The organism is Streptomyces sp. NPDC001980 (assembly GCF_040296885.1).
GTDB lineage: Bacteria > Actinomycetota > Actinomycetes > Streptomycetales > Streptomycetaceae > Streptomyces.
This window is the reverse complement of sequence record NZ_JBEOYD010000075.1, coordinates 1-21,607: the sequence shown is the minus strand read 5'-3', so window position 1 is coordinate 21,607 and position 21,607 is coordinate 1. Positions and strand designations below refer to the sequence as shown.

Sequence of the window (21,607 nt, the reverse complement as noted above, 5' to 3'; positions counted from 1 at the left end):
TGCCTCTCAGTCCGTCTCGATGGGGAAGAGGTGCGTGTGGATGCGTACTTGTTCCGACTCCGGGGTGTCCTTGTCGGGGACCCGGTCCCGATAGCCGTCGATCAGGGCGTGCATCTTGCCGATCAGTTCGAGGGCGAGCTCGGGTGTGAGCCGCAGGCTCATGTCGCTCATGTCGCTGGCGTGGGACCAGGGCTGGGACCACTGGTCCCGGGTGCCGAGCCAGGCGGCCAGCTCGCGGGCGTGCCGGGCGGCCCCCTCCTGCAGGAACACCTCCGTCAGTCCCCGTACCTCGGGACTCGCGTCCTCGAAGTCCGCGCTGTCGTAGCGGATGCTCTGGTCCGCCGCCTGCCACCAGCGCTCCCGGCCCTTGCCGCGCTCCGGGGCGTCCTCGACGAAGCCGTGTTCGGCGAGCTGGCGCAGGTGGTAGCTGGTCGCGCCGCTCGACTCGCCCAGCCGTTCGGCCAGTTGGGAGGCGGTGGCGGGGCCGTGCTGCCGCAGGGCGTCCAGCAGCTGCATCCGCAGCGGATGCGCGAGCCCGCGCAGTGAGCGGGCGTCCAGCCGCCGCTGTTTCCGTTCCTCGTGCTCCGTCATGCGTACAAAGGTAGCGTTGCAAAGACTCCTTTGCAACGCATCTTTTGCATCAACTTCTTTGTAACTCTCCCCGGGGTGTTGCTACTTCCCTCCCTCGCTGTCCGCCGCGGCCTGCTCCACCAACGGGATGATCCGCAGCGGAACGGGGTTCTCCATGACGATCGCCGTGGACGCCCGGACGATGCCGTCGAAACCGACGACGCGGTCGATCACCCGCTGGAGATCGGCGTTGGAGCGGGCCACCAGCCGGCACTGCATGTCGCCGGTGCCGGTGGTGGTGTGCAGTTCCAGCACCTCCGGCACGGTCGCCAGGTGCGCCCGCACGTCCGGTCCCTGGCCCTGCCGGATCTGCAGGGTGGCGAACGCGGTGACCGGGTAGCCGAGGGCCGCCGGATCCACCTGGGGGCCGAACCCCTGGATCACTCCGTTCGACTGAAGCCGGTCGAGGCGGGCCTGCACGGTCCCGCGGGCCACGCCCAGCCGGCGGGACATCTCCAGGACCCCGATGCGCGGCTCCCGGGCCAGCAGCACCAGGATCCGCCCGTCCAGATGATCGATCGCCATGCCCGCCTCCGGATGGTCACCCTGTACAGAAAGTCCGCCAGTACGGCCGTATTGCTAAGCATATTGCCCAGTAGAAATGCCATCTATTGCGCACCTTGTGGACCGGGTTCACCCTTCGGACATGACGCAGACCACACAGCACACTCCCGCTGCGACCGTCCGGCAGAGCGACCCCTTCCCGGTCAAGGGAATGGACGCGGTCGTCTTCGCCGTGGGCAACGCCAAGCAGGCGGCCCACTACTACTCCACCGCCTTCGGCATGCGGCTGGTCGCGTACTCCGGTCCGGAGACCGGCAGCCGCGAGACCGCGAGCTACGTCCTGGAGAACGGCTCGGCCCGGTTCGTCCTCACCTCCGTCATCAGGCCGGACACCGAGTGGGGCCGCTTCCTCGCCCGCCACGTGGCCGAGCACGGCGACGGGGTCGTCGACCTCGCGATCGAGGTCCCGGACGCCCGCGCCGCGTACGCCTACGCGGTCGAGCACGGCGCGCGGTCGGTGGCCGAGCCGTACGAACTCAAGGACGAGCACGGCACCGTCGTCCTCGCCGCGATCGCGACGTACGGCGAGACGCGTCACACCCTCGTCGAGCGGACCGGCTACGACGGCCCGTACCTCCCGGGATTCGTCGCCGCCTCCCCGATCGTCGAACCGCCGGCCCGGCGCACCTTCCAGGCCGTCGACCACTGCGTCGGCAACGTCGAACTCGGCCGGATGAACGAGTGGGTCGACTTCTACCACCGGGTCATGGGCTTCACGAACATGAAGGAGTTCGTGGGCGACGACATCGCGACCGAGTACAGCGCGCTGATGTCGAAGGTGGTCGCCGACGGCACCCTCAAGGTCAAGTTCCCGATCAACGAACCGGCGATCGCGAAGAAGAAGTCCCAGATCGACGAGTACCTGGAGTTCTACGGCGGGGCGGGCGTCCAGCACATCGCGCTCAACACCAACGACATCGTCGAGACGGTACGGACCATGCGCGCGGCCGGCGTCGAGTTCCTGGACACCCCCGGCTCGTACTACGACACCCTCGGCGAGTGGGTCGGCGACACCCGCGTCCCGATCGACACCCTGCGCGAACTGAAGATCCTCGCCGACCGCGACGAGGACGGCTACCTCCTGCAGATCTTCACCAAGCCGGTCCAGGACCGCCCGACGGTCTTCTTCGAGATCATCGAACGCCATGGCTCGATGGGCTTCGGCAAGGGCAACTTCAAGGCCCTCTTCGAAGCGATCGAACGCGAACAGGACCGCCGCGGCAACCTGTGACCCGCCGGCCCGTCGGCCGCCGCCCGGTCCGTCGGCCGCCGCCCGGCCCCCGCGGCCGGGCACGCCGGCCCGCGGCCCTATTTTTCCGCCGCGACGGCGATCAGCCACGACGACGGCGTGTCCCGGCGGTGCCCGACCGCCGTGGCCGCCGCCGCTGTCTACTGCGGCAGCTCCTCGTTCGGCGGCTGGTTGCCCAGAGCCGTGAGGGCGGCGTGGGCCGCCGGGATCTGGAGCGGGGAGAAGTACGGGTTGGTCCGCAAGGCGTCCTGGAGGTGGCGGCGGGCCGGGGCCTCCAGGTCCAAGTCGCGTTCGATCATGCCCCGGTGGAAGGCGTACAGCGCGCTGCGCACCCCGCCGCCCTTGGTCGAGTCCGTCGCGATCGAGGCGTACCGCAGCGCCTCCTTGTCGTCGCCGGCCCGGTGCAGCGCCCACCCCAGGGAGTCCGCGACCTCGATGCCCGGCTGGCGCTCCCATTCCGCCGTGAGCCGCTCCACCGCCTCCTGGACGTCGCCGTGGTCCGCCTCGTACTGCCCGATCACCAGATCGTCGTCGACCCCGGACTCCAGCTCCCGCCGCACCTGCGTCCGCATCAGCTCGTACTGCGCCTCCGCCTGCTGCCCCATCCCCAGCGACTCGTACAACTCGCCGAACTCCAGGGCGACCTGCGGAGTCGGCCGGTGTGCGAGCGCCCCCTGGTAGGCGGTCAGCGCCTCCTGCGCACGGCCCAGCGCGGCCAGCGCCCGCCCCTGCCCGGCCCGCGCGGCCGACAGGTCGGGGTCGAGGCGCACGGCCGCCGTGAAGTGCCGCAGCGCGTCCTCCCGGTCGCCCCGCTCCCAGGCCAGCTGCCCGGCCTGGCACAGATACGCGGCCTGCTCGGGGGGCGTCCGGGCGGCCGCCTCCGCGTCGGTCACCTGGGCCACCGCGTCCTCGCGCCAGCCCCGGTCCCGGTACACCGCGGAGGCCCGCGCCATCACCGCCGGCTTCACGTCGGCCCCGACCTTCAGCGCCATCAGCTTGTCCAGCGCGGACCGGGCGGCCTTGTAGTCGCCGAGCCCGTTGTACGCGTCGATCAGCACCGGGTACGCCGACCACCGCTTCGGCGCCGCCTTCAGCGCCTCCTCGCCGAACCGCCTGGCCCCGGGGAAGTCCCGGCGCGCCACGGCCAGCCCCGCCAGTCCGCTCAGCGCCTCGGTGTTGTTCTTCCCGGCCACCTTGAGGGAGGTCTGCAGCGCGCGCTCGGCCCGGGGATAGTCGCCCGTGTCGGCGGTCCGGCGCGCCCGCTCGACGTACGCGGCTCCGAGCACCGCCCAGGCCCCCGCGTCCTTCGGCTGCGCCCGCACCCGCGCCTCGCGGGCGCCGATCAGCGTCGTGAGGTCGGGCAGCGCGGCGGGCAGGCCGTGCAGAACGGCCGTCTGCGCCGCCGCGAGGGCCGCCGCCCGCGCGGCCGTCTGCGCCCGCGGCCCGGCGGCCGGGGCCGGGGCCGGTGCGGCAGGGTGCGGCTCGTGCGCCCGCAGCATCAGCGTGCCGCCGGCCGCCACCCCGCCCGCCAGCGCGACGATCAGCAGCCGCAGCAGCACCCGGCCGCGGCGGCGCGGCGGCGCCGGTTCAGGGAGCAGCGAGGTGGCAGGTCGGGACGGTCGGTTATCCAGCGCGCACATGTCGGACACTGTGCGTCAATACGACCACCGCATCCGGGCGGCCCAAGGACGGCACCTGTGGGGTTCACACCGATGGCCCCGGGTGCGACGCTGTGATCATGAGCCGTATCGAAGCGCCTCGGGACGAGGCCACCAGCAACCTCACCGACCGGCTCCTCGCGGGTCTGCCGGCCGACGCGGTCCTCGTCGACCCCGACGTGACCGCCTCCTACGCCAACGACATGGCGAGCTTCTGCCCGGCCGGTGTCCCGGCCGTCGTAGTGCTGCCCCGCACTGTCGAGCACGTCCAGCACGTCATGCGCGTCGCCACCGAACTGCGCGTCCCGGTCGTCCCGCAGGGCGCCCGCACCGGCCTGTCCGGCGCGGCCAACGCCACCGACGGCTGCATCGTGCTCTCCCTGACGAAGATGGACCGCGTCCTGGAGATCTCGCCGGTGGACCGCATCGCGGTCGTCGAGCCCGGCGTCATCAACGCCACCTTCTCCCGCGCGGTCGAGGAGTACGGCCTCTCCTACCCGCCGGACCCCTCCAGCTGGGAGATGTGCACGATCGGCGGCAACATCGGCACGGCGTCGGGCGGCCTGTGCTGCGTGAAGTACGGGGTGACCGCGGAGTACGTGCTCGGTCTGGACGTCGTCCTCGCGGACGGGCGGCTGATGTCCACCGGCCGCCGCACGGCGAAGGGGGTCGCGGGGTACGACCTCACCCGCCTCTTCGTCGGCTCCGAGGGCTCGCTCGGCATCGTCGTACGGGCCGTGCTGGCGCTGAAGCCCAAGCCGCCGCAGCAGCTGGTGCTGGCCGCCGAGTTCGGCTCCGCGGCCGCCGCCTGCGAGGCGGTGTGCCGGATCATGGAGGGCGGCCATGTGCCGTCCCTGCTCGAACTGATGGACCGTACGACCGTGAAGGCGGTCAACGAACTCACCCGCATGGGTCTGCCGGAGTCCACCGAGGCGCTGCTGCTCGCCGCCTTCGACACCCCGGACCCGGCCGCCGACCTCGCCGCCGTCGGCACGCTCTGCGAGGCCGCGGGCGCCACCCAGGTGGTCCCGGCCGAGGACGCCGCCGAGTCCGAACTCCTCCTCCAGGCCCGCCGGTCCTCGCTCGTCGCCCTGGAGGCCGTCAAGGGCACCACGATGATCGACGACGTGTGCGTGCCCCGTTCCCGGCTCGGCGACATGATCGAGGGCGTCGAGCGCATCGCGGAGAAGCACCGGCTGACCATCGGGGTCGTCGCGCACGCCGGCGACGGCAACACCCACCCCACGGTCTGCTTCGACGCCCAGGACGCCGACGAGTGCCGCCGCGCCCGCGAGTCCTTCGACGAGATCATGGGCCTCGGCCTGGAACTCGGCGGCACCATCACCGGCGAACACGGTGTCGGCGTCCTGAAGAAGGAGTGGCTGGCCCGGGAGATCGGGCCGGTGGGCGTGGAGATGCAGCGGGCCGTGAAACAGGTCTTCGACCCGCTGGGCATCCTCAATCCCGGCAAACTGTTCTGATCCCCGCCGTTTGAATCCATCCGGCGGGGCCCTCACTGGGCGAGCAGCTGGTCGAGCGCCTCGTCGATCCCCAGCTGCCCGCCCTCACGCCCCGGGGGCACCACCCGCAGCGTCCGCTCCAGCCAGGCGGACACCTGGGGGATCGGTGCTTCGAGCAGGGCGTCACCGTCGGGTGAACTCAGCGCCATCAGCACGACGCTGCGGCCCTCCACCTTCGTCGGCCACACCCGCACGTCCCCCTGCCCGCACGGCCGGAACACCCCCTCCACGAGCAGGTCGCGGGCGAAGGTCCAGTTGACCGGTTGCTCGGAGTTGATGTGGAAGCTGACGTGCACGGCGTACGGGTCGTCGGAGCGGTAGGTCAGCCGGGCCGGGACCGGGATGCTCCGCTCGGGGGACAGGATGAGCCGCAGCTCCAGTTCGCGTTCCACCACGGTGTGATGCATGACGTTCGGTTCCTCTCTCGGTCAGTCGTGCGGGCGCCTGCGGGTGGGCCCGTACGAGTGGAGAGAGGCTGGGGCCGCGAGCATTACGCGGGTTCCGGGAAATTTTTCTTCCGGTGCGGTGAAGGGGCGCACAGGGCTGCCCGGAAAGTGGCGGGTCCTGCGGGACTGGCGGTGGCGGGCATCCGGGTCTGATAGATGTGGAGGCTGCCACACGACCCCCGAGCAGATACGGGATGACGGACATGACCGCCCCAACCCCGGCACCCGGTGACGAACGGCCCCGCGAGGGCTACTACCCGGACCCGTCCATCCCCGGCTACGTCCGTTACTGGAACGGCGCCGCGTGGGTGCCGGGCACCAGCCGCCCGGCCCCGTCCGGCGGCGAACCGCTCCTCCCGCCGCCGGGCTCGCACCCCGCGGGACCCGCGGCCTCGGCGGCGGTCGAGGAGACCGGCCCGCACTTCTTCGACGAGGACCCGCAGCCGGGCGGCGCCTCCGGCTGGACGGCGGAGGGGAGCGCCTGGGGCAACGACCCCCGGGCGGCGGGCTCCCCGGCCCGGCCGGACGGCCGGTCGGCCCGCACGGACGGCACGGCGTCGATCCCGCCGGCCGACGAGGGTGACCAGGCGGGCCAGGGGGACCTCGACTCGGGCGGCACGTTCATCTTCCGCAGGCCGACGGTCGGCCCGGCGGGGACCCCGCCGGCGGCCCGGCCGCCCATGGACGACGGCACGCTGACCTTCCGGCCGATCCGGGGCGAGGGCACGCCGAACCCCGGCGGCCCGGGTGCGGCCGGCCCGGGTACCGGCGGCCCCGGCGGCGCGGCCGGTCTCGGTGCGCAGGGCCCGGTCGGCGCTCCCGGCACGGCCGGTCCCGGACGCCCCGGCTTCGGTGCCGGAAAGGCCGCCGCCGCCCGGGCCGCCGCGGCCCAGACACCCTCCGCCCAGCCTCCGGCACCCGCCGCGGCCCCGCAGCCCCAGCCCGCCGCGCCCCAGGCCGTCGCCCCCGCCGTCCCCCCGCAGCAGTCCGCCGCCCCCCAGTCCCCGATGGCCCCCGCCGCTCCCATGGCCTCCGGTGCCGGTGGCGGGCAGTCCTCCTGGGCTCAGCAGGTGCACCAGCTCGCCGGTGACCAGCAGGTCGCCCCCTGGAAGCCGCCGGTGGAGGACCTCTTCCAGGCGGCGGCCCGGCGGCAGGCGGCGGCCCGGCCGGCCGGCCTCGGCAAGCGGTTCGCGGCCCGGCTCGTCGACAGCCTGGTCGTCGGCGCGGTGACCGCGGCCGCCGCCGTACCGTTCGGGACCAAGGCCGCCGACCACGTGCAGGACAAGATCGACGTGGCCAAGCTCTCCGGCCGTACCGAGACCGTCTGGCTGCTGGACGGCACGACCGGCCTGTACCTCGGCATCGTGCTCGCCGTCCTGCTCGTCGCCGGTGTCCTCTACGAGGTGCTGCCCACCGCCAGGTGGGGCCGCACGCTCGGCAAGAAGCTGTTCGGCCTGGAGGTACGGGACATCGAGGGCCACGAGCCACCCTCCTTCGGTGCCTCCCTGCGCCGCTGGCTGGTGTACACCGTGCCCGGACTGCTCGGCATCGGGATCGTCGGCGTCGCCTGGTGCCTGTTCGACCGACCCTGGCACCAGTGCTGGCACGACAAGGCGGCACACACCTTCGTCGCCGACTGACGGGCCGTCGTATCCGGACCGTCGTACACAGGCCGTCGTACACCGGCCGTCGTCCCCCGTACGGCTGCTCGCCGGATGCGGGTCCGGCCGCTTCGCGGTGCACTCGGGCCATGAGCACCGAACCGCCCCCGCCCCCGGGCTCAGGAGAGCCGCCGGAGGACGATCCGTTCAGGAAGCAGCCCCCGCCGGGCCCGGGCGAGGGCCAGGGAGAGGGCCAGGGGCCGGGCTCGGGCTCGGGCTCGCCGTACGACACCCCGTACGGCGGCTCGCAGCCCCCGCCGCCCTCCTACGGCGGCGGCCCCTACGGCGCGGGCGGCGGCGGCCCCTACGGAGGCGGCGGTACCGGTGGCTACCCCGCCGATCCCCTCGCCGGGATGCCGCCCCTCGCCGACAGCGGCAAGCGCACCCTCGCGCGGATCATCGACATGATCCTGGTGGGCATCGTGGTCGTCCTGCTCACCTTGGCGTTCGGGGTGAGCGAGTACCAGATGGACGGCGACAAGATCTCGGCCGGCCGGTCCTTCGCCCAGTCGCTCGTCGCCGCCGTCCTGTTCGTCGCCTACGACACCCTGCTGATCGCCAGGTCGGGCCAGACCCTCGGCATGAAGTGGCTCGGCATGCGGGTCGCCAACCTGTCCGACGGCTCCACCCCCTCCACCCAGACCTCGCTGCTGCGCGCCCTGGTGCTGTGGGTGCCGTTCGCCTTCTGCTGCGCCTGTATCTGGACGGTGATCTGCGGCGGCTGGAGCTTCTTCGACAAGCCGTACAAACAGGGGCTGCACGACAAGGCCGCGAAGACGGTCGTGGTCAGTACGAGCTCGTAGCGGGGCCGGTACAGGGGGGCGCACAAGCAGTCGGCGGGCCCGTCAGTCTCACGGACCCGCCGACTTCACTGGTGTACGGGTGTCAGGGCGCGGTGGGCTCCCGGACGGGCTCGGCCGTGGCGGCGGCCACGGTCTCCCGGTGCAGGGGGACCCGCACCTGGGGCGATGCGATCGGGGCGGGCTGGGACTGTGCGACCGTGCGCGGCCGGGGGAGCGGGACCGTCATGGCCACCAGCAGTCCCAGACCGAGCGCGGCGAGCGCGATGACCGCGATCCCGATGCCCGAACTCGTCTGTGACAGCAGCAGCATGGCGAGCGTCGAGCAGATCACGGTGGCCGAACCGTAGACGAGCTGTGCCGGGGTCGGACGAGGCATGGCAATCGTGTCCTCGGAAGATTTGGGGGTGAGACGGGGAACCGGCCTTGGTTTCCACCGGCTTCCGGACGTTCCACCGTTCGACTCTATTCGCGTGCATGCCCGAGAGGAACGTCCGGTAAGCGTGACCTAACCCACGGTACCGGTGCACAGGGGGCGCACGGTCGCATGGCATACGGCAACCGGAGGCATATGCGCGCCGGTTGGGCGAGGTCCTTCGGGGGTAACTCCGCGCCCGGCGTCCGTAAAGCGAACTTCCTCTCCGCATAGTGCAGTTGAACTGTCAGAGTCAAGATCTGTCTTTTCTCGTAAACCAGTAGTCAAATGTCGTCACTTGAATCGACGCGTTGAACGTGCGCGCACGGACCCCCAACCATCACCCGGTCCTCCTTGCCGTGCGCGCGGCGCGGGGGAGGAACTCAAGTGACCAGCAGACCCTGGACGTTCAGAGCACTCGCCGTCGGCGTGACGCTCGCGACCGCCTCCGTGGGCTTCGCCACCTTCGCGGCCGCCGCGACCGCGACCCCGACGGCGACCACCACCAGCACCGTCGACCGGCACGACCCGTCGACGAAGCAGGAGGAACACGACCTCGACGGCCCCCTGAGCAAGACCCAGGAGGCCCAGCGCCAGGAAGCCCTCGACCAGGTCATATCCGGCAAGGCCCAGGTCAAGGACCGCGACGGTTCGAAGGTCGTCCAGCTCAAGGGCAAGAAGGGCGACAGCAAGTACGTCGAACTCGGCCGCGAGAAGACGGACAGGATCTTCACGATCCTGGTGGAGTTCGGCGACCAGACGGACCCGCGGTACGGCGGCACGACCGGCCCGCTGCACAACCAGATAGCCGCGCCCGACCGCACCAAGGACAACTCCACGGCCTGGCAGGCGGACTACAACCAGCAGCACTTCCAGGACCTCTACTTCGGCACCGGCAAGGACACCGAGTCGCTGAAGAAGTACTACGAGACGCAGTCCTCGGGCCGCTACTCGGTCGACGGCGAGGTCACCGACTGGGTCAAGGTCCCCTACAACGAGGCCCGTTACGGCAACAACGCCTGCGGCTCCACCACCTGCTCCAGCGTCTGGAACCTGGTGAAGGACGGCGTGAGCGCCTGGGTCGCCGACCAGGAGGCGGCCGGGGTGTCCGCCGCCGCCATCAAGACGGACCTCGCGCAGTACGACCAGTGGGACCGTTACGACTACGACGGCGACGGCAACTTCAACGAGCCCGACGGCTACATCGACCACTTCCAGATCGTGCACGCCGGCGAGGACGAGTCCGCGGGCGGCGGCGCCCAGGGCACCGACGCGATCTGGGCGCACCGCTGGTACGCCTTCGGCACCGACGCCGGCGCCACCGGCCCGGACAACAACAAGCTCGGCGGCACCCAGATCGGCGACACCGGCATCTGGGTCGGCGACTACACCATGCAGCCGGAGAACGGCGGACTCGGTGTCTACGCCCACGAGTACGGCCACGACCTCGGCCTGCCGGACGAGTACGACACCAACGGCGGCGAGAACTCCACCGGTTTCTGGACCCTGATGTCCTCCGGCTCCTGGCTGGGCACCGGCAAGGAGGCCATCGGCGACCTGCCCGGTGACATGAACGCCTGGGACAAGCTCCAGCTCGGCTGGCTCAACTACGACGTGGCCAAGGCCGGCACGAAGTCCAGCCACAAGCTGGGCGTCGCCGAGTACAACACCGAGGACAAGCAGGCCACGGTGGTCTCCCTCCCGGACAAGGCGGTCACCACCACGGTGGTCACCCCGGCCGAGGGCTCGACCCAGTGGTGGAGCGGCAGCGGCGACAACCTCAAGAACACGCTGACCCGTGACGTCGACCTGACCGGCAAGTCGTCCGCGACGCTGAACCTGGACGGCTGGTACGACATCGAGTCGGGCTACGACTACCTCTACACGGAGGTCTCCACCGACGGCGGCGCCAACTGGACCGCCCTGGACGGCACGGTGAACGGCCAGGCCATCCCGCGCGACGGCAGCGACAAGCCGGCGCTCACCGGTTCGGCCGACGCGTACACCAAGCTGTCGTACCCGCTGGATGCCTACGCGGGCCAGAAGGTCCAGCTGCGCTTCCGCTACCAGACCGACGGCGGGGTCGCCCTCAAGGGCTTCGCGGCCGACGAGATCACGGTGACGGCCGACGGCTCGGCCCTCTTCTCCGACAACGCCGAGTCGGCGGACCCGGCTTGGACCGCCTCCGGCTTCTCCCGCATCGGCGCGTCCTTCACCAAGGACTACGCGCAGTACTACATCGCGGAGAACCGCCAGTACGTGTCGTACGACAAGACCCTCAAGACCGGCCCGTACAACTTCGGCTTCTCGACGACCCGTCCGGACTGGGTGGAGCACTACCCGTACCAGAACGGCCTGTTGATCTGGAAGTGGGACCTCTCCGAGGCCGACGACAACACCAGCGTCCACCCGGGCACCGGTCTGATCCTCCCGATCGACTCGCACCCGACGCCGCTGAAGTGGTCCGACGGCACGCTGATGCGCAACCGCGTCCAGGCCTACGACTCGCCGTTCAGCCTCTACGCGACGGACGGCATCACCCTCCACAAGGCGGACGTGGCGACCAGGATCAAGCAGTCGTCCGGGGTGTCGGTCTTCAACGACCACAAGAGCACCTACTACGACGCCTCGAACCCGGCCGCCGGTGTCAAGATCACTGACACCAACACGAAGATCAACATCGTCACGGAGGCCCGGGACGGCTCGACGATCTCCCTCCAGGTCGGCCCCGCGGTGAAGTAATCCGCATTCTCACAGGTCAGACACGTATCGGCGGCGACCCCTTGGCGGGTCGCCGCCGCTCGTGCTTAGGTGCGTCCTGTGGCTTTCTTATTGACACCGACACGCACGGGGGTGTGACCGCATGGCCGCAGGAGGGTTCTGCAAGCTGCCGAACGGCAGGGTGGTGGTGGCGCTGAACCTGCCCAGTCCGACCACCCCGGACGGCTCGTCCGCCGTACGCGTACTGGTCCACGCCCAGAACCGCGCCCGGGCCCTGACGCGGCTCCGCAACCTCGGCATGCGAGCGGTCTACCTGCGGGGCAACGCCGCCCCACCGACCCCGGACGAGATCACGGCCGTCCTGCACCACCCCGACGGCCTGATATGGCGAACGGCCCCTGACAACGGTGTCACGGCACTGGAACTCTGGAGACCGATCAGATCCCTCCTCCGCAGACCGACGGCAGCCTGACCAGCACTTTTCGATGCCGGACAGAGCAGCCGACGTAAGGGGCGCGGGGCCGTATCGATATGCGGCTCCGCCGCGTGGGCGCGACCAGCCCCCACCGGCCCGCAGGTGCCCACCGGCCGGTTCGGCACCGCCGGAATCCGTCGGCGTGGCTGATCGCCGCTGCGGCGGAAACGAGTGTCAGACCACCGGCTTGCCGGTGAGTTCCACGCCCGCCTCGCGAAGCTCCTCCAGGGCGCGTTCCGTGGTCGCCTCCGCCACGCCGGCCGTGAGGTCGAGGAGGACCTGGGTGCGGAAGCCCTCTTTCGCGGCGTCCAGGGCGGTAGCCCGCACGCAGTGGTCGGTCGCGATCCCCACCACGTCCACCTCGTCGATCTTCCGGGCCCGCAGCCACTCCGCCAGCTTGACCCCGTTCTCGTCGATGCCCTCGAACCCGCTGTACGCCGCGGAGTACGCCCCCTTGCTGAACACCGCGTCCACCGCGCCGGAGGCGACCGCCGGGGCGAAGTTCGGATGGAAGCCCACGCCCTCCGTGCCGGCGACACAGTGCGCCGGCCAGCTGTGGACGTAGTCGGGGTTGTCGGCGAAGTGGCCGCCGGGTGCGATGTGGTGGTCGCGGGTCGCCACCACGTGGCGGTAGCCGGCGGGCGCCTGCCCGATCAGCTCCGTGACCGCGGCGGCCACATCGGCGCCCCCTGCCACCGCGAGGCTGCCCCCCTCGCAGAAGTCGTTCTGCACATCGACGACGATCAAGGCGCGGCGCATGGTAGATGTCCTTCGCTTTCGATAGCGGGTCCGTCGACGGGGGAGACGCGGAGAGAAGGGGTGCGGGCCCGGCCTGAACCTCCGAGCGTAGAGACTTACGGGGGCGTAGGGGAGGGGGCTTTGCGGAGCGCGTACGCGGGCACCCGCTCTAGCTACCCGAGCGCCCCTGCACGTACTCCGTCGGAATGACGGGTTCCCCGCGCGAGAGCTGGGTCGCGGAGAACGGCAGGTTCGCCCGTGCCGCCTGGTGCCGGGCGCGGGCCGCGTCCAGGGGTTCGCGGGCGACGACCTGGCCGGACTTCACCAGTTCGACCAGGAGCTGCCGGTCGACCAGGCCGGCCGGGACCTCAACGGTGCCGACGACCTCGGCCTCCGCCACCCCCTCGGCGTCCAGCCGCCGCGCCGCCCACTTGCGGCCGCCGACGGACGTCTTGCCTCCGATCGACTTCTTGGCGACCGGCACCAGCGGCGCCTGCGGGTCGCCGGACTCGGCGCGCGCGACCAGCTTGTAGACCATGGAGCAGGTGGGGTGCCCGGAGCCGGTGACCAGCTGGGTGCCGACGCCGTACGCGTCCACGGGGGCGGCGGCGAGCGAGGCGATGGCGTACTCGTCGAGGTCGGAGGTCACGGTGATCTTCGTGTTCGTCGCGCCCAGCTCGTCCAGCTGCTGGCGCACCCGGTGGGCGACCAGCAGCAGGTCGCCGGAGTCGATGCGGACGGCGCCCAGCTCGGGCCCGGCCACCTCCACGGCCGTACGGACCGCCTCGGCGACGTCGTAGGTGTCGACGAGCAGGGTGGTCCGCCGGCCGAGCGAGTCGACCTGCGCCCGGAAGGCGTCGCGCTCGTGGTCGTGGAGCAGGGTGAAGGCGTGGGCACTCGTCCCCACCGTCGGGATGCCGTAGCGGAAGCCGGCGGCGAGGTCGGAGGTGGTGGCGAAGCCGCCGACGTAGGCGGCGCGGGAGGCGGCGACGGCGGCCAGCTCGTGGGTGCGGCGGGCGCCCATCTCGATCAGCGGGCGGTCCCCGGCGGCCGAGGACATCCGGGAGGCGGCCGCCGCGATCGCGGAGTCGTGGTTGAGGATGGAGAGGATCACGGTCTCCAGGAGCACGCACTCGGCGAAGGACCCCTCGACCCGCATGATCGGCGAGCCCGGGAAGTAGACCTCGCCCTCGGGGTAGCCCCAGATGTCGCCGCTGAAGCGGTAGCCGGCGAGCCACTCCAGGGTGGGCCCGTCGACGATGTTCCGCTCCGCCAGGAAGTCGAGGACGTCCGTGTCGAAGCGGAAGTTCTCGACCGCGTCCAGGACGCGTCCGGTGCCCGCCACGACGCCGTAGCGGCGCCCCTCCGGCAGCCGCCGGGTGAAGACCTCGAAGACACTGCGCCGCTCGGCCGTACCCGCTTTCAGGGCGGCCTGCAGCATTGTCAGCTCGTACTGGTCGGTGAAGAGCGCCGTCGAGGGAACATCCACCGGCAGCCCAAGGTCCGCTGTGTTCATGACTAAGGATGCTACACCCCTTCGCGTCAGTGTGACGATTTAGGGGCCGCGTGGCAGCATGGGCCATGTGACGTCACCCGCTCCCGTAGAGATCGAACGCACCGAGTCGGCGGAGGAGGTATTCGCCGTCCCTGAGCCCGACGTCCCGTGGATCACGCTCGTGCACAACGATCCCGTCAACCTCATGAGCTACGTGACGTACGTCTTCCAGACCTACTTCGGCTATCCCAAGGACAAAGCCACCAAGCTCATGCTGGACGTCCACCACAAGGGCCGCGCGGTCGTCTCCAGCGGCACCCGCGAGGAGATGGAACGCGACGTACAGGCGATGCACGGCTACGGCCTGTGGGCCACCCTCCAGCAGGACCGGAAGTAGCGTCCCGCTCCGCCCGGCCCCGACCGGCTCCTCCTCGATCAGCTCCGGAAGCAGCGAATCCCCTCCATGCCAGGAATCTTCGAACCGCTCCCCGGCGGCGGCGCGGCCGTCGCGCTCGACGACGTCGAGATCTCCATCATCCGGTCGCTGGCCGTCCAGCTCCTGGAGCTCATCGGCCCCGGCCCCGCCGAGGACGCCCCCGACGACCCGCTCGCCGAGCTGTTCGCCGAGGGCCCGAGCGAGGCGCCCGCCGACCCGGTGCTGCGCCGGCTCTTCCCGGACGCCTACGGGGACCCGGAGCGGCTCCCGCAGTCCCCGGAGGAGGCCGAGGAGCAGCAGGCGCACTCCGCCGAGTTCCGCCGCTACACCGAGAACGACCTCAGGGCCGGCAAGCGGGAGAGCGCCCTCGCGGTGATCCGCACCCTCGACGCCCTCGCCCCGGGGGAGAAGGGCGACGCGGTCCTCAAGCTGGCGCCCGAGGAGTCCCGGCAGTGGCTCGGTGCCCTCACCGACCTGCGCCTCGCGATCGGCTGCCGCCTCGACATCACGGACGAGGACGACACCGACCTCCTCTACCGGCTCCCGGACGAGGACCCGCGCAAGCCGATGGTGATGGCGTACCTGTGGCTCGGCGGCCTCCAGGAGACCCTGGTCGCGACCCTTATGCCGTAATCCGTCCCGATTACGTCCCGGTTTCGCGTTCGCTCAGAGGACGCTCAAATCCGGATAACGATCCCGTCACCGTTGCGGCCTGGTATGACCTTTTCGGTCGCGCTTTGTCCGCTTTTTCCAGTGGTGTGCGCCACAATTCCTCTCGGTGGAACCCGGTGATCAGTGTTGCGGCCGTGATAAATCTTCACGACCGCCCGGCGAACACCACCCACGTGTACGCCGGGTGCGCCACCGAACCGGCCACCACCGGTCAGGCACCGCTCCAGCAATCCGGGGGGATCGAAACCCGATCCGAGGCCGACGAGAGGCCCGGGTCGGCATGGAGAAAGGCGCACACCACACATGACCTCCGCTCAGGTCGACACGTCGGGGAATTCCGCGAATTCCGCCGAAGCCTCCGAAGAGGGGTACGAGCGCGGGCTCGGCAGCCGCCAGGTCCAGATGATCGCCATCGGCGGCGCCATCGGCGTCGGGCTCTTCCTGGGTGCCGGGGCGAACATCGCCAAGGCCGGCCCCAGCCTCATCCTCATGTACGCCCTCGCCGGCGGCATCATCTTCTTCATCATGCGGGCCCTCGGCGAGCTCCTGCTCTACCGCCCGGTCTCCGGCTCCTTCGCCGAGTACTCCCGCGAGTTCCTCGGCCCGTTCTTCGGCTACTTCACCGGCTGGACGTACTGGCTGATGTGGGTCGTCACCGGCATGGCCGAACTGACGGCCGCCGCGATCTACGTGAACTACTGGTTCCCGCAGGTCCCGCAGTGGGTGACGGCCCTGGTCTTCCTGGTGGTCCTCTTCGGGGTCAACCTGATCTCCGTGAAGGTCTTCGGAGAGCTGGAGTTCTGGTTCTCCATGGTCAAGGTCACCGCCCTGATCGGCATGATCGTGATCGGCCTCGGCGTCCTCACCTTCGGCTTCAGCGCCGCCGGTGACACCGCGTCGGTCGCGAACCTCTACCAGTTCGACGGCTTCTTCCCCAAGGGCGTCGGCTCCTCCCTGATGACCCTTCAGGGCGTCATGTTCGCCTACCTCGCGGTCGAGCTGGTCGGCGTCACCGCCGGTGAGTCGGAGAACCCGGAGAAGACCCTCCCCAAGGCGATCAACACGCTCCCCTGGCGCATCGCCCTCTTCTACGTCGGCGCGCTCACCGTCATCCTCTGCGTCGTGAAGTGGACGGAGTTCGCCCCGGGCGTCAGCCCCTTCGTGGCCGCCTTCGCGAAGATCGGCATCCCGGCCGGCGCCGGCATCGTCAACTTCGTCGTGCTGACCGCCGCGTTGTCCTCCTGCAACTCCGGCATGTACTCCACGGGCCGCATGCTGCGGAACCTGGCCGACAGCGGCGAGGCCCCGGCCGTGTTCCGCAAGCTGTCCGCGTCGAAGACCCCGGCGCTCGGCATCACCGTCTCGGTCCTCTTCATGGGCATCGGCGTGGTCCTCAACTACGTCGTCCCGGAGAAGGCGTTCGGCTACGTCACCTCCGTCGCCACCGCGGCCGGCATCTGGACCTGGCTGATGATCCTGATCAGCCACGTCCTCTACCGCCGCGCGGTCGACTCGGGCCGCCTGCCGGCCTCCGCCTTCCCGGCTCCCGGCGGCGCCAAGTGCAGCTGGATCGCCATCGTCTTCCTCCTCTTCGTGACCGGCCTGATCGCGTACGACGGCGACTCCCGGGTCTGCCTCTACGTGATGGCCGGCTGGGCCGCCGCGCTCGGCGTCGGCTGGCTGGTCCTGAAGAACCGCAACCCCGAGGTCGCCGCGCGCCGCGAGCCGGTGCCGCTGGAGAAAGTGAACTGACCACCCCTCCGGGACGCCCGCCGCGGGGAGCACTCGTGGCGCCCCCTGCGGCAGCCGCTCAGGGCGTCCGGCATCCGGGCCGTCCCGTACCAGCCTTCGGTACGGGACGGCCCCTTGCTTTCCCGCCCGTCTCCCACCGCACCCCGAACGAGCGCTTCGCGCGCTCCGCCTATTCTGACCACCATGCTGACCATCACCCAGGCCCTCGTCGACCAGATCGTCGCCCACGCGCGCAAGGACCACCCCGACGAGGCGTGCGGCGTCGTCGCCGGCCCGGCGGGGTCGGACCGCCCCGAGCGCTTCATCCCGATGCTGAACGCGGCCATGTCGCCGACGTTCTACGAGTTCGACTCCGGCGACCTCCTGAAGCTGTACCGGGAGATGGACGACCGCGACGAGGAGCCGGTCGTCGTCTACCACTCCCACACGGCGACGGAGGCGTACCCCTCCCGCACCGACATCTCCTACGCCAACGAGCCCGGCGCCCACTACGTCCTGGTCTCCACCGCCGACACCGACGGCCTGGGCGACTTCCAGTTCCGCTCGTACCGGATCGTGGAGGGCGAGGTGACGGAGGAAGAGGTGAGGATCGTCGAGGCGTACTGACCTCACTTTCCTTCCGCCGGTCACCTGCGGGCCGGTGGGGGCTGGTCGCGCAGTTCCTCCCCCAGCCTTCGGCCGGGGGTACCCCCAGCGCCCCTGGGTGGGACGCAGCACCCCCTGTCTCGAAATGTGGTCAGAATCCGTCCGGTAGGTGGAATCACACTCCGGAATCGGCACCGGGAATCGATACGATGACCCCATGGTTCTGAACGACGTGAGCGACAAGGCGCTGGGCATGCTGCTCGTGGCGCGTCTGCACGTCGACCTGTGCAGGCTGAACAGCGCCATCTGTTGACGTTCCCCTGCCGCCGTACGGCCGTGAGCCGCGGCGTGCCGCTGCGCGCCCACCCACCCAGACTTTCCGACAGGAGCCCTGAGCCATGGCCATCGAGGTCCGCATCCCGACCATCCTCCGCCAGTACACCGACGGTCAGAAGGCGGTGGAGGGCAGCGGTGACACCCTCGCCGACCTCTTCAACGACCTCGAGACCCGGCACGCCGGCATCCACGCCCGCATCGTGGACGACGGCAAGCTGCGCCGCTTCGTGAACGTGTACCTGAACGACGAGGACGTCCGTTTCGTCGACGGCATCAACACCAAGCTCACCGACGGCGACACCGTGACGATCCTGCCGGCCGTCGCCGGCGGCATGGCCTGAGATCGGCATGCGCTACGACTCCCCGTTGGCCGCGGTCGGCAACACCCCCCTGGTGCGCCTGCCGCGGCTCTCGCCGTCCGCCGAGGTCCGGATCTGGGCCAAGCTGGAGGACCGCAACCCGACCGGCTCGGTCAAGGACCGTCCCGCCCTGCACATGATCGAGCAGGCGGAGAAGGACGGCCGGCTCACCCCGGGCTGCACCATCCTGGAGCCGACGTCAGGGAACACCGGCATCTCGCTGGCGATGGCCGCCAAGCTCAAGGGCTATCGCATGGTCTGCGTGATGCCCGAGAACACCTCGCAGGAGCGCCGGGACCTGCTGGGGATGTGGGGCGCGGAGATCATCTCCAGCCCGGCCGCGGGCGGTTCCAACACCGCCGTACGCGTGGCGAAGGAACTGTCCGCCGAGCATCCCGACTGGGTGATGCTCTACCAGTACGGCAACCCGGACAACGCCGGTGCGCACTACGCCACCACCGGCCCGGAGATCCTCGCCGACCTGCCGTCCGTCACGCACTTCGTGGCGGGGCTCGGGACGACCGGCACGCTGATGGGTGTCGGCCGGTATCTCCGCGAGCACCGGCCCGACGTCAAGATCGTCGCCGCCGAACCCCGGTACGACGACCTGGTGTACGGGCTCAGGAATCTCGACGAGGGCTTCGTGCCCGAGCTGTACGACGCCTCCGTGCTCACCACCCGCTACTCGGTCGGCTCCGCGGACGCCGTGACCCGGACCCGGGACCTCCTCCAGCAGGAGGGCATCTTCGCGGGCATCTCCACCGGCGCCGCGCTGCACGCCGCGATCGGTGTCGGGAAGAAGGCCGTACAGGCCGGCGAGAGCGCGGACATCGTGTTCGTCGTCGCCGACGGCGGCTGGAAGTACCTGTCGACCGGGGTGTACACCGCCGCGACGACCGAGGAAGCCATCGAGACTCTGCAGGGTCAGCTCTGGGCATAGCGCTCATCATGTACGCGCCAACCCCCTCCTATGAGGGGGCTAAGCGCTGCCTATGACGATGCAAAGATCTTCGTCCGGGGGAACCGGTCCCCGGTGAACCCGGCTAGGTTCCTCACCGTCCTGTCATGCCACGCTCATCGGCATCCCAGGGTGTTCGAAGTGTCATGCTCATGACCGCGCACTCTGCCGCCGCTACGCGCGTCACGGGCCTGCCTTGTAACCCCACCGATGGAGGCAGTACCCCCATGCGTGAATCACGACGGAGCCTGCGAAGACTTCTGGCCTTCGCGTTCCCCGCCCTCGCCCTCGCCGTCTCCGGATTCGTCGCGGCACCGGCCGCACAGGCACAGGCACACACCATCGCCCCCCAGGCCGGCGCCCAGACCACCCGGGCCGCCCAGAACGCCAAGGCCCTGACCGACCCCGCCCGGCAGGCCGTGCACGGCACCGGCAAGGCCGGTCAGAAGGTGCCCACCAAGCACCTGTGCGCCACCGTCTCCAAGCCCGGTGAGGTCAACTGCTTCGCGCAGCGCCGCACCGACATCAAGCAGCAGCTGGCCTCGGCACTCGCCGCCGCCCCCTCCGGCCTGAGCCCGACCAACCTGCACAGCGCCTACAACCTGCCCTCGACGGGCGGCTCCGGCCTGACCGTCGCCGTGGTCGACGCCTACAACGACCCGAACGCGGCCTCGGACCTCGCCACCTACCGCTCCACGTACGGCCTGTCGGCGTGCACCGTCGCCAACGGCTGCTTCAAGCAGGTCAGCCAGACCGGTTCGACGACCTCGCTGCCGACGAACGACTCCGGCTGGGCCGGCGAGGAAGCGCTCGACATCGACATGGTCAGCGCCGTCTGCCCGAACTGCAACATCATCCTCGTCGAGGCCAGCTCCGCCACCGACTCCGACCTCGGCACCGCCGAGAACGAGGCCGTCGCGCTCGGCGCCAAGTTCGTCTCCAACAGCTGGGGCGGCTCCGAGTCCTCCTCCCAGACCAGCGAGGACACCTCCTACTTCAAGCACCCGGGTGTCGCGATCACCGTTTCCGCCGGTGACTCCGACTACGGCGCCGAGTACCCGGCGACCTCCCAGTACGTGACCGCCGTCGGCGGCACCGCGCTGTCCACCTCCTCCAGCACCCGCGGCTGGACCGAGTCCGTGTGGAAGACCAGCTCCTCCGAGGGCACCGGCTCCGGCTGCTCCGCCTACGACTCGAAGCCGAGCTGGCAGACCGACACCGGCTGCACCAAGCGCATGGAGTCCGACGTCTCCGCGGTCGCCGACCCGGCCACCGGCGTGGCGGTCTACGACACCTACGGCGGCTCCGGCTGGGCGGTCTACGGCGGTACGAGTGCCTCCTCGCCGATCATCGCCGGCGTGTACGCCCTCGCGGGCACCCCGGGTTCGAGTGACTACCCGGCGAAGTACCCGTACTCCCACACCAGCAACCTGTACGACGTCACCAGCGGCAACAACGGCTCCTGCTCCACCTCGTACTTCTGCACCGCCGGCACCGGCTACGACGGCCCGACCGGCTGGGGCACCCCGAACGGCACCGCCGCCTTCACCTCCGGCACCACCACCGGAAACACGGTGACCGTCACCAACCCCGGAAGCCAGTCCACCGCCACCGGCTCCTCGGTCAGCCTGCAGATCTCGGCCTCCGACAGCGCGGGCGCGACCCTCACCTACAGCGCCTCCGGCCTGCCCACCGGCCTGTCCATCTCCAGCTCCACCGGCCTGATCTCCGGCACGGCGTCCACCGCGGGCACCTACAGCACCACCGTCACCGCGACCGACTCCACCGGCGCCTCCGGCTCGGCCTCCTTCACCTGGACCGTCAGCACCAGCGGCGGCGGCACCTGCTCCTCCTCGCAGCTGCTCGGCAACCCGGGCTTCGAGTCGGGCAACACCACCTGGACCGCCAGCAGCGGTGTCATCACCAGCGACAGCGGCGAGGCCGCCCACGCGGGCTCGTACAAGGCGTGGCTCGACGGCTACGGCTCCTCGCACACCGACACGCTGTCCCAGTCGGTGACCATCCCGTCCGGCTGCACCGCGACCACGTTCACCTTCTACCTGCACGTCGACACGGCCGAGACCACCACCAGCACCCAGTACGACAAGCTGACGGTCACCGCCGGTTCGACCACCCT

21 protein-coding genes are annotated in these 21,607 nt (G+C 70.5%); 14 read left to right on the top strand and 7 right to left on the bottom strand.

The genetic code is table 11. The annotated features are described in order from the left end of the window. Positions 1–6: 6 nt before the first annotated feature. Together ABT137_RS49175 and ABT137_RS49170 are read right to left on the bottom strand one after the other, a co-directional pair. Positions 7–591, bottom strand: a complete 585-nt coding sequence (locus ABT137_RS49175) for an ArsR/SmtB family transcription factor (RefSeq protein ID WP_351720205.1) — start codon at positions 589–591, stop codon at positions 7–9. An 81-nt stretch (positions 592–672) separates the two neighbouring features. Beyond that, on the bottom strand, positions 673–1,155 hold the full coding sequence (locus ABT137_RS49170; RefSeq protein ID WP_351720203.1) for an Lrp/AsnC family transcriptional regulator: 483 nt from the start codon (positions 1,153–1,155) through the stop codon (positions 673–675). A gap of 121 nt (positions 1,156–1,276) precedes the next feature. Between ABT137_RS49170 and hppD the strand changes: the two genes are divergently transcribed. Beyond that, complete coding sequence (gene hppD / locus ABT137_RS49165) at positions 1,277–2,425, top strand: 4-hydroxyphenylpyruvate dioxygenase (protein WP_351720201.1); 1,149 nt, start codon at positions 1,277–1,279, stop codon at positions 2,423–2,425. A 158-nt stretch (positions 2,426–2,583) separates the two neighbouring features. Here the strand turns inward: hppD and ABT137_RS49160 are convergent, their stop codons facing one another. Continuing rightward, positions 2,584–4,083 carry a tetratricopeptide repeat protein gene (locus tag ABT137_RS49160; RefSeq protein ID WP_351720199.1) on the bottom strand — a complete coding sequence of 500 codons (1,500 nt, stop codon included), beginning with the start codon at positions 4,081–4,083 and terminating at the stop codon, positions 2,584–2,586. Between the two features lie 92 nt (positions 4,084–4,175). Here ABT137_RS49160 and ABT137_RS49155 point away from each other — a divergent pair, with 92 nt between their 5' ends. Further along, entirely contained in the window at positions 4,176–5,582 is a 1,407-nt protein-coding gene (locus ABT137_RS49155; RefSeq protein ID WP_351720196.1) for an FAD-binding oxidoreductase, read from the top strand. A gap of 32 nt (positions 5,583–5,614) precedes the next feature. Here ABT137_RS49155 and ABT137_RS49150 read toward each other — a convergent pair whose 3' ends face one another. Beyond that, positions 5,615–6,028, bottom strand: a complete 414-nt coding sequence (locus ABT137_RS49150; RefSeq protein WP_351720194.1) for an SsgA family sporulation/cell division regulator — start codon at positions 6,026–6,028, stop codon at positions 5,615–5,617. 242 nt (positions 6,029–6,270) lie between these two features. On the opposite strand from ABT137_RS49150, the gene ABT137_RS49145 reads away from it, so the two are divergent. Continuing rightward, positions 6,271–7,707, top strand: a complete 1,437-nt coding sequence (locus ABT137_RS49145) for an RDD family protein (RefSeq protein ID WP_351720192.1) — start codon at positions 6,271–6,273, stop codon at positions 7,705–7,707. 110 nt (positions 7,708–7,817) lie between these two features. After that, the gene (locus ABT137_RS49140; protein WP_351720190.1) at positions 7,818–8,531 is read left to right on the top strand and encodes an RDD family protein; all 714 of its coding nucleotides are present in this window, start codon (positions 7,818–7,820) and stop codon (positions 8,529–8,531) included. A gap of 82 nt (positions 8,532–8,613) precedes the next feature. On the opposite strand, the gene ABT137_RS49135 is transcribed toward ABT137_RS49140, so the two are convergent. Then, a complete protein-coding gene (locus tag ABT137_RS49135; RefSeq protein ID WP_351720188.1) occupies positions 8,614–8,907 on the bottom strand; it encodes a hypothetical protein in 294 nt (97 codons plus the stop codon). A 423-nt stretch (positions 8,908–9,330) separates the two neighbouring features. Between ABT137_RS49135 and ABT137_RS49130 the strand changes: the two genes are divergently transcribed. Together ABT137_RS49130 and ABT137_RS49125 are read left to right on the top strand one after the other, a co-directional pair. Further along, positions 9,331–11,685, top strand: a complete 2,355-nt coding sequence (locus ABT137_RS49130) for an immune inhibitor A domain-containing protein (RefSeq protein ID WP_351720185.1) — start codon at positions 9,331–9,333, stop codon at positions 11,683–11,685. A 121-nt stretch (positions 11,686–11,806) separates the two neighbouring features. Continuing rightward, positions 11,807–12,136, top strand: a complete 330-nt coding sequence (locus tag ABT137_RS49125) for a hypothetical protein (RefSeq protein WP_351720182.1) — start codon at positions 11,807–11,809, stop codon at positions 12,134–12,136. A gap of 177 nt (positions 12,137–12,313) precedes the next feature. Here ABT137_RS49125 and ABT137_RS49120 read toward each other — a convergent pair whose 3' ends face one another. Both ABT137_RS49120 and ABT137_RS49115 read right to left on the bottom strand, forming a co-directional pair. Further along, entirely contained in the window at positions 12,314–12,898 is a 585-nt protein-coding gene (locus ABT137_RS49120) for an isochorismatase family protein (RefSeq protein ID WP_351720180.1), read from the bottom strand. A 148-nt stretch (positions 12,899–13,046) separates the two neighbouring features. Next, positions 13,047–14,393 (bottom strand): nicotinate phosphoribosyltransferase, encoded by a 1,347-nt coding sequence (locus ABT137_RS49115; protein WP_351720178.1) that lies wholly within the window; start codon positions 14,391–14,393, stop codon positions 13,047–13,049. A 58-nt stretch (positions 14,394–14,451) separates the two neighbouring features. On the opposite strand from ABT137_RS49115, the gene clpS reads away from it, so the two are divergent. From clpS to ABT137_RS49075, 8 genes are all read left to right on the top strand, one after another. Next, complete coding sequence (gene clpS, locus ABT137_RS49110) at positions 14,452–14,769, top strand: ATP-dependent Clp protease adapter ClpS (protein ID WP_351720175.1); 318 nt, start codon at positions 14,452–14,454, stop codon at positions 14,767–14,769. 66 nt (positions 14,770–14,835) lie between these two features. Next, positions 14,836–15,441, top strand: coding sequence for a DUF2017 domain-containing protein (locus ABT137_RS49105; RefSeq protein ID WP_351720173.1), 606 nt, complete (start codon positions 14,836–14,838; stop codon positions 15,439–15,441). 342 nt (positions 15,442–15,783) lie between these two features. After that, on the top strand, positions 15,784–17,232 hold the full coding sequence (locus ABT137_RS49100) for an amino acid permease (RefSeq protein WP_351720171.1): 1,449 nt from the start codon (positions 15,784–15,786) through the stop codon (positions 17,230–17,232). A gap of 183 nt (positions 17,233–17,415) precedes the next feature. Continuing rightward, positions 17,416–17,838, top strand: a complete 423-nt coding sequence (locus tag ABT137_RS49095; protein ID WP_351501655.1) for a M67 family metallopeptidase — start codon at positions 17,416–17,418, stop codon at positions 17,836–17,838. 196 nt (positions 17,839–18,034) lie between these two features. Beyond that, entirely contained in the window at positions 18,035–18,130 is a 96-nt protein-coding gene (locus tag ABT137_RS49090; RefSeq protein WP_351720169.1) for a putative leader peptide, read from the top strand. A gap of 85 nt (positions 18,131–18,215) precedes the next feature. Further along, the gene (locus ABT137_RS49085; protein ID WP_351720166.1) at positions 18,216–18,494 is read left to right on the top strand and encodes a MoaD/ThiS family protein; all 279 of its coding nucleotides are present in this window, start codon (positions 18,216–18,218) and stop codon (positions 18,492–18,494) included. 7 nt (positions 18,495–18,501) lie between these two features. Next, positions 18,502–19,452, top strand: a complete 951-nt coding sequence (locus tag ABT137_RS49080; RefSeq protein ID WP_093502453.1) for a PLP-dependent cysteine synthase family protein — start codon at positions 18,502–18,504, stop codon at positions 19,450–19,452. A gap of 245 nt (positions 19,453–19,697) precedes the next feature. Continuing rightward, on the top strand, positions 19,698–21,607 hold a 1,910-nt coding region (locus tag ABT137_RS49075), incomplete at its 3' end, for a putative Ig domain-containing protein (protein ID WP_351720164.1).

Coding starts and splice junctions, on each gene's coding strand:
- hppD (WP_351720201.1), top strand. CDS start 1,277: ATGACGCAGACCACACAGCACACTCCCGCTGCGACCGTCCGGCAGAGC.
- ABT137_RS49090 (WP_351720169.1), top strand. CDS start 18,035: ATGGTTCTGAACGACGTGAGCGACAAGGCGCTGGGCATGCTGCTCGTG.
- ABT137_RS49150 (WP_351720194.1), bottom strand. CDS start 6,028: ATGCATCACACCGTGGTGGAACGCGAACTGGAGCTGCGGCTCATCCTG.
- ABT137_RS49120 (WP_351720180.1), bottom strand. CDS start 12,898: ATGCGCCGCGCCTTGATCGTCGTCGATGTGCAGAACGACTTCTGCGAG.
- ABT137_RS49170 (WP_351720203.1), bottom strand. CDS start 1,155: ATGGCGATCGATCATCTGGACGGGCGGATCCTGGTGCTGCTGGCCCGG.
- ABT137_RS49080 (WP_093502453.1), top strand. CDS start 18,502: ATGCGCTACGACTCCCCGTTGGCCGCGGTCGGCAACACCCCCCTGGTG.
- ABT137_RS49135 (WP_351720188.1), bottom strand. CDS start 8,907: ATGCCTCGTCCGACCCCGGCACAGCTCGTCTACGGTTCGGCCACCGTG.
- ABT137_RS49160 (WP_351720199.1), bottom strand. CDS start 4,083: ATGTGCGCGCTGGATAACCGACCGTCCCGACCTGCCACCTCGCTGCTC.
- ABT137_RS49175 (WP_351720205.1), bottom strand. CDS start 591: ATGACGGAGCACGAGGAACGGAAACAGCGGCGGCTGGACGCCCGCTCA.
- ABT137_RS49125 (WP_351720182.1), top strand. CDS start 11,807: ATGGCCGCAGGAGGGTTCTGCAAGCTGCCGAACGGCAGGGTGGTGGTG.
- ABT137_RS49140 (WP_351720190.1), top strand. CDS start 7,818: ATGAGCACCGAACCGCCCCCGCCCCCGGGCTCAGGAGAGCCGCCGGAG.
- ABT137_RS49100 (WP_351720171.1), top strand. CDS start 15,784: ATGACCTCCGCTCAGGTCGACACGTCGGGGAATTCCGCGAATTCCGCC.
- ABT137_RS49085 (WP_351720166.1), top strand. CDS start 18,216: ATGGCCATCGAGGTCCGCATCCCGACCATCCTCCGCCAGTACACCGAC.
- ABT137_RS49105 (WP_351720173.1), top strand. CDS start 14,836: ATGCCAGGAATCTTCGAACCGCTCCCCGGCGGCGGCGCGGCCGTCGCG.
- ABT137_RS49095 (WP_351501655.1), top strand. CDS start 17,416: ATGCTGACCATCACCCAGGCCCTCGTCGACCAGATCGTCGCCCACGCG.
- ABT137_RS49115 (WP_351720178.1), bottom strand. CDS start 14,393: ATGAACACAGCGGACCTTGGGCTGCCGGTGGATGTTCCCTCGACGGCG.
- clpS (WP_351720175.1), top strand. CDS start 14,452: ATGGGCCATGTGACGTCACCCGCTCCCGTAGAGATCGAACGCACCGAG.
- ABT137_RS49145 (WP_351720192.1), top strand. CDS start 6,271: ATGACCGCCCCAACCCCGGCACCCGGTGACGAACGGCCCCGCGAGGGC.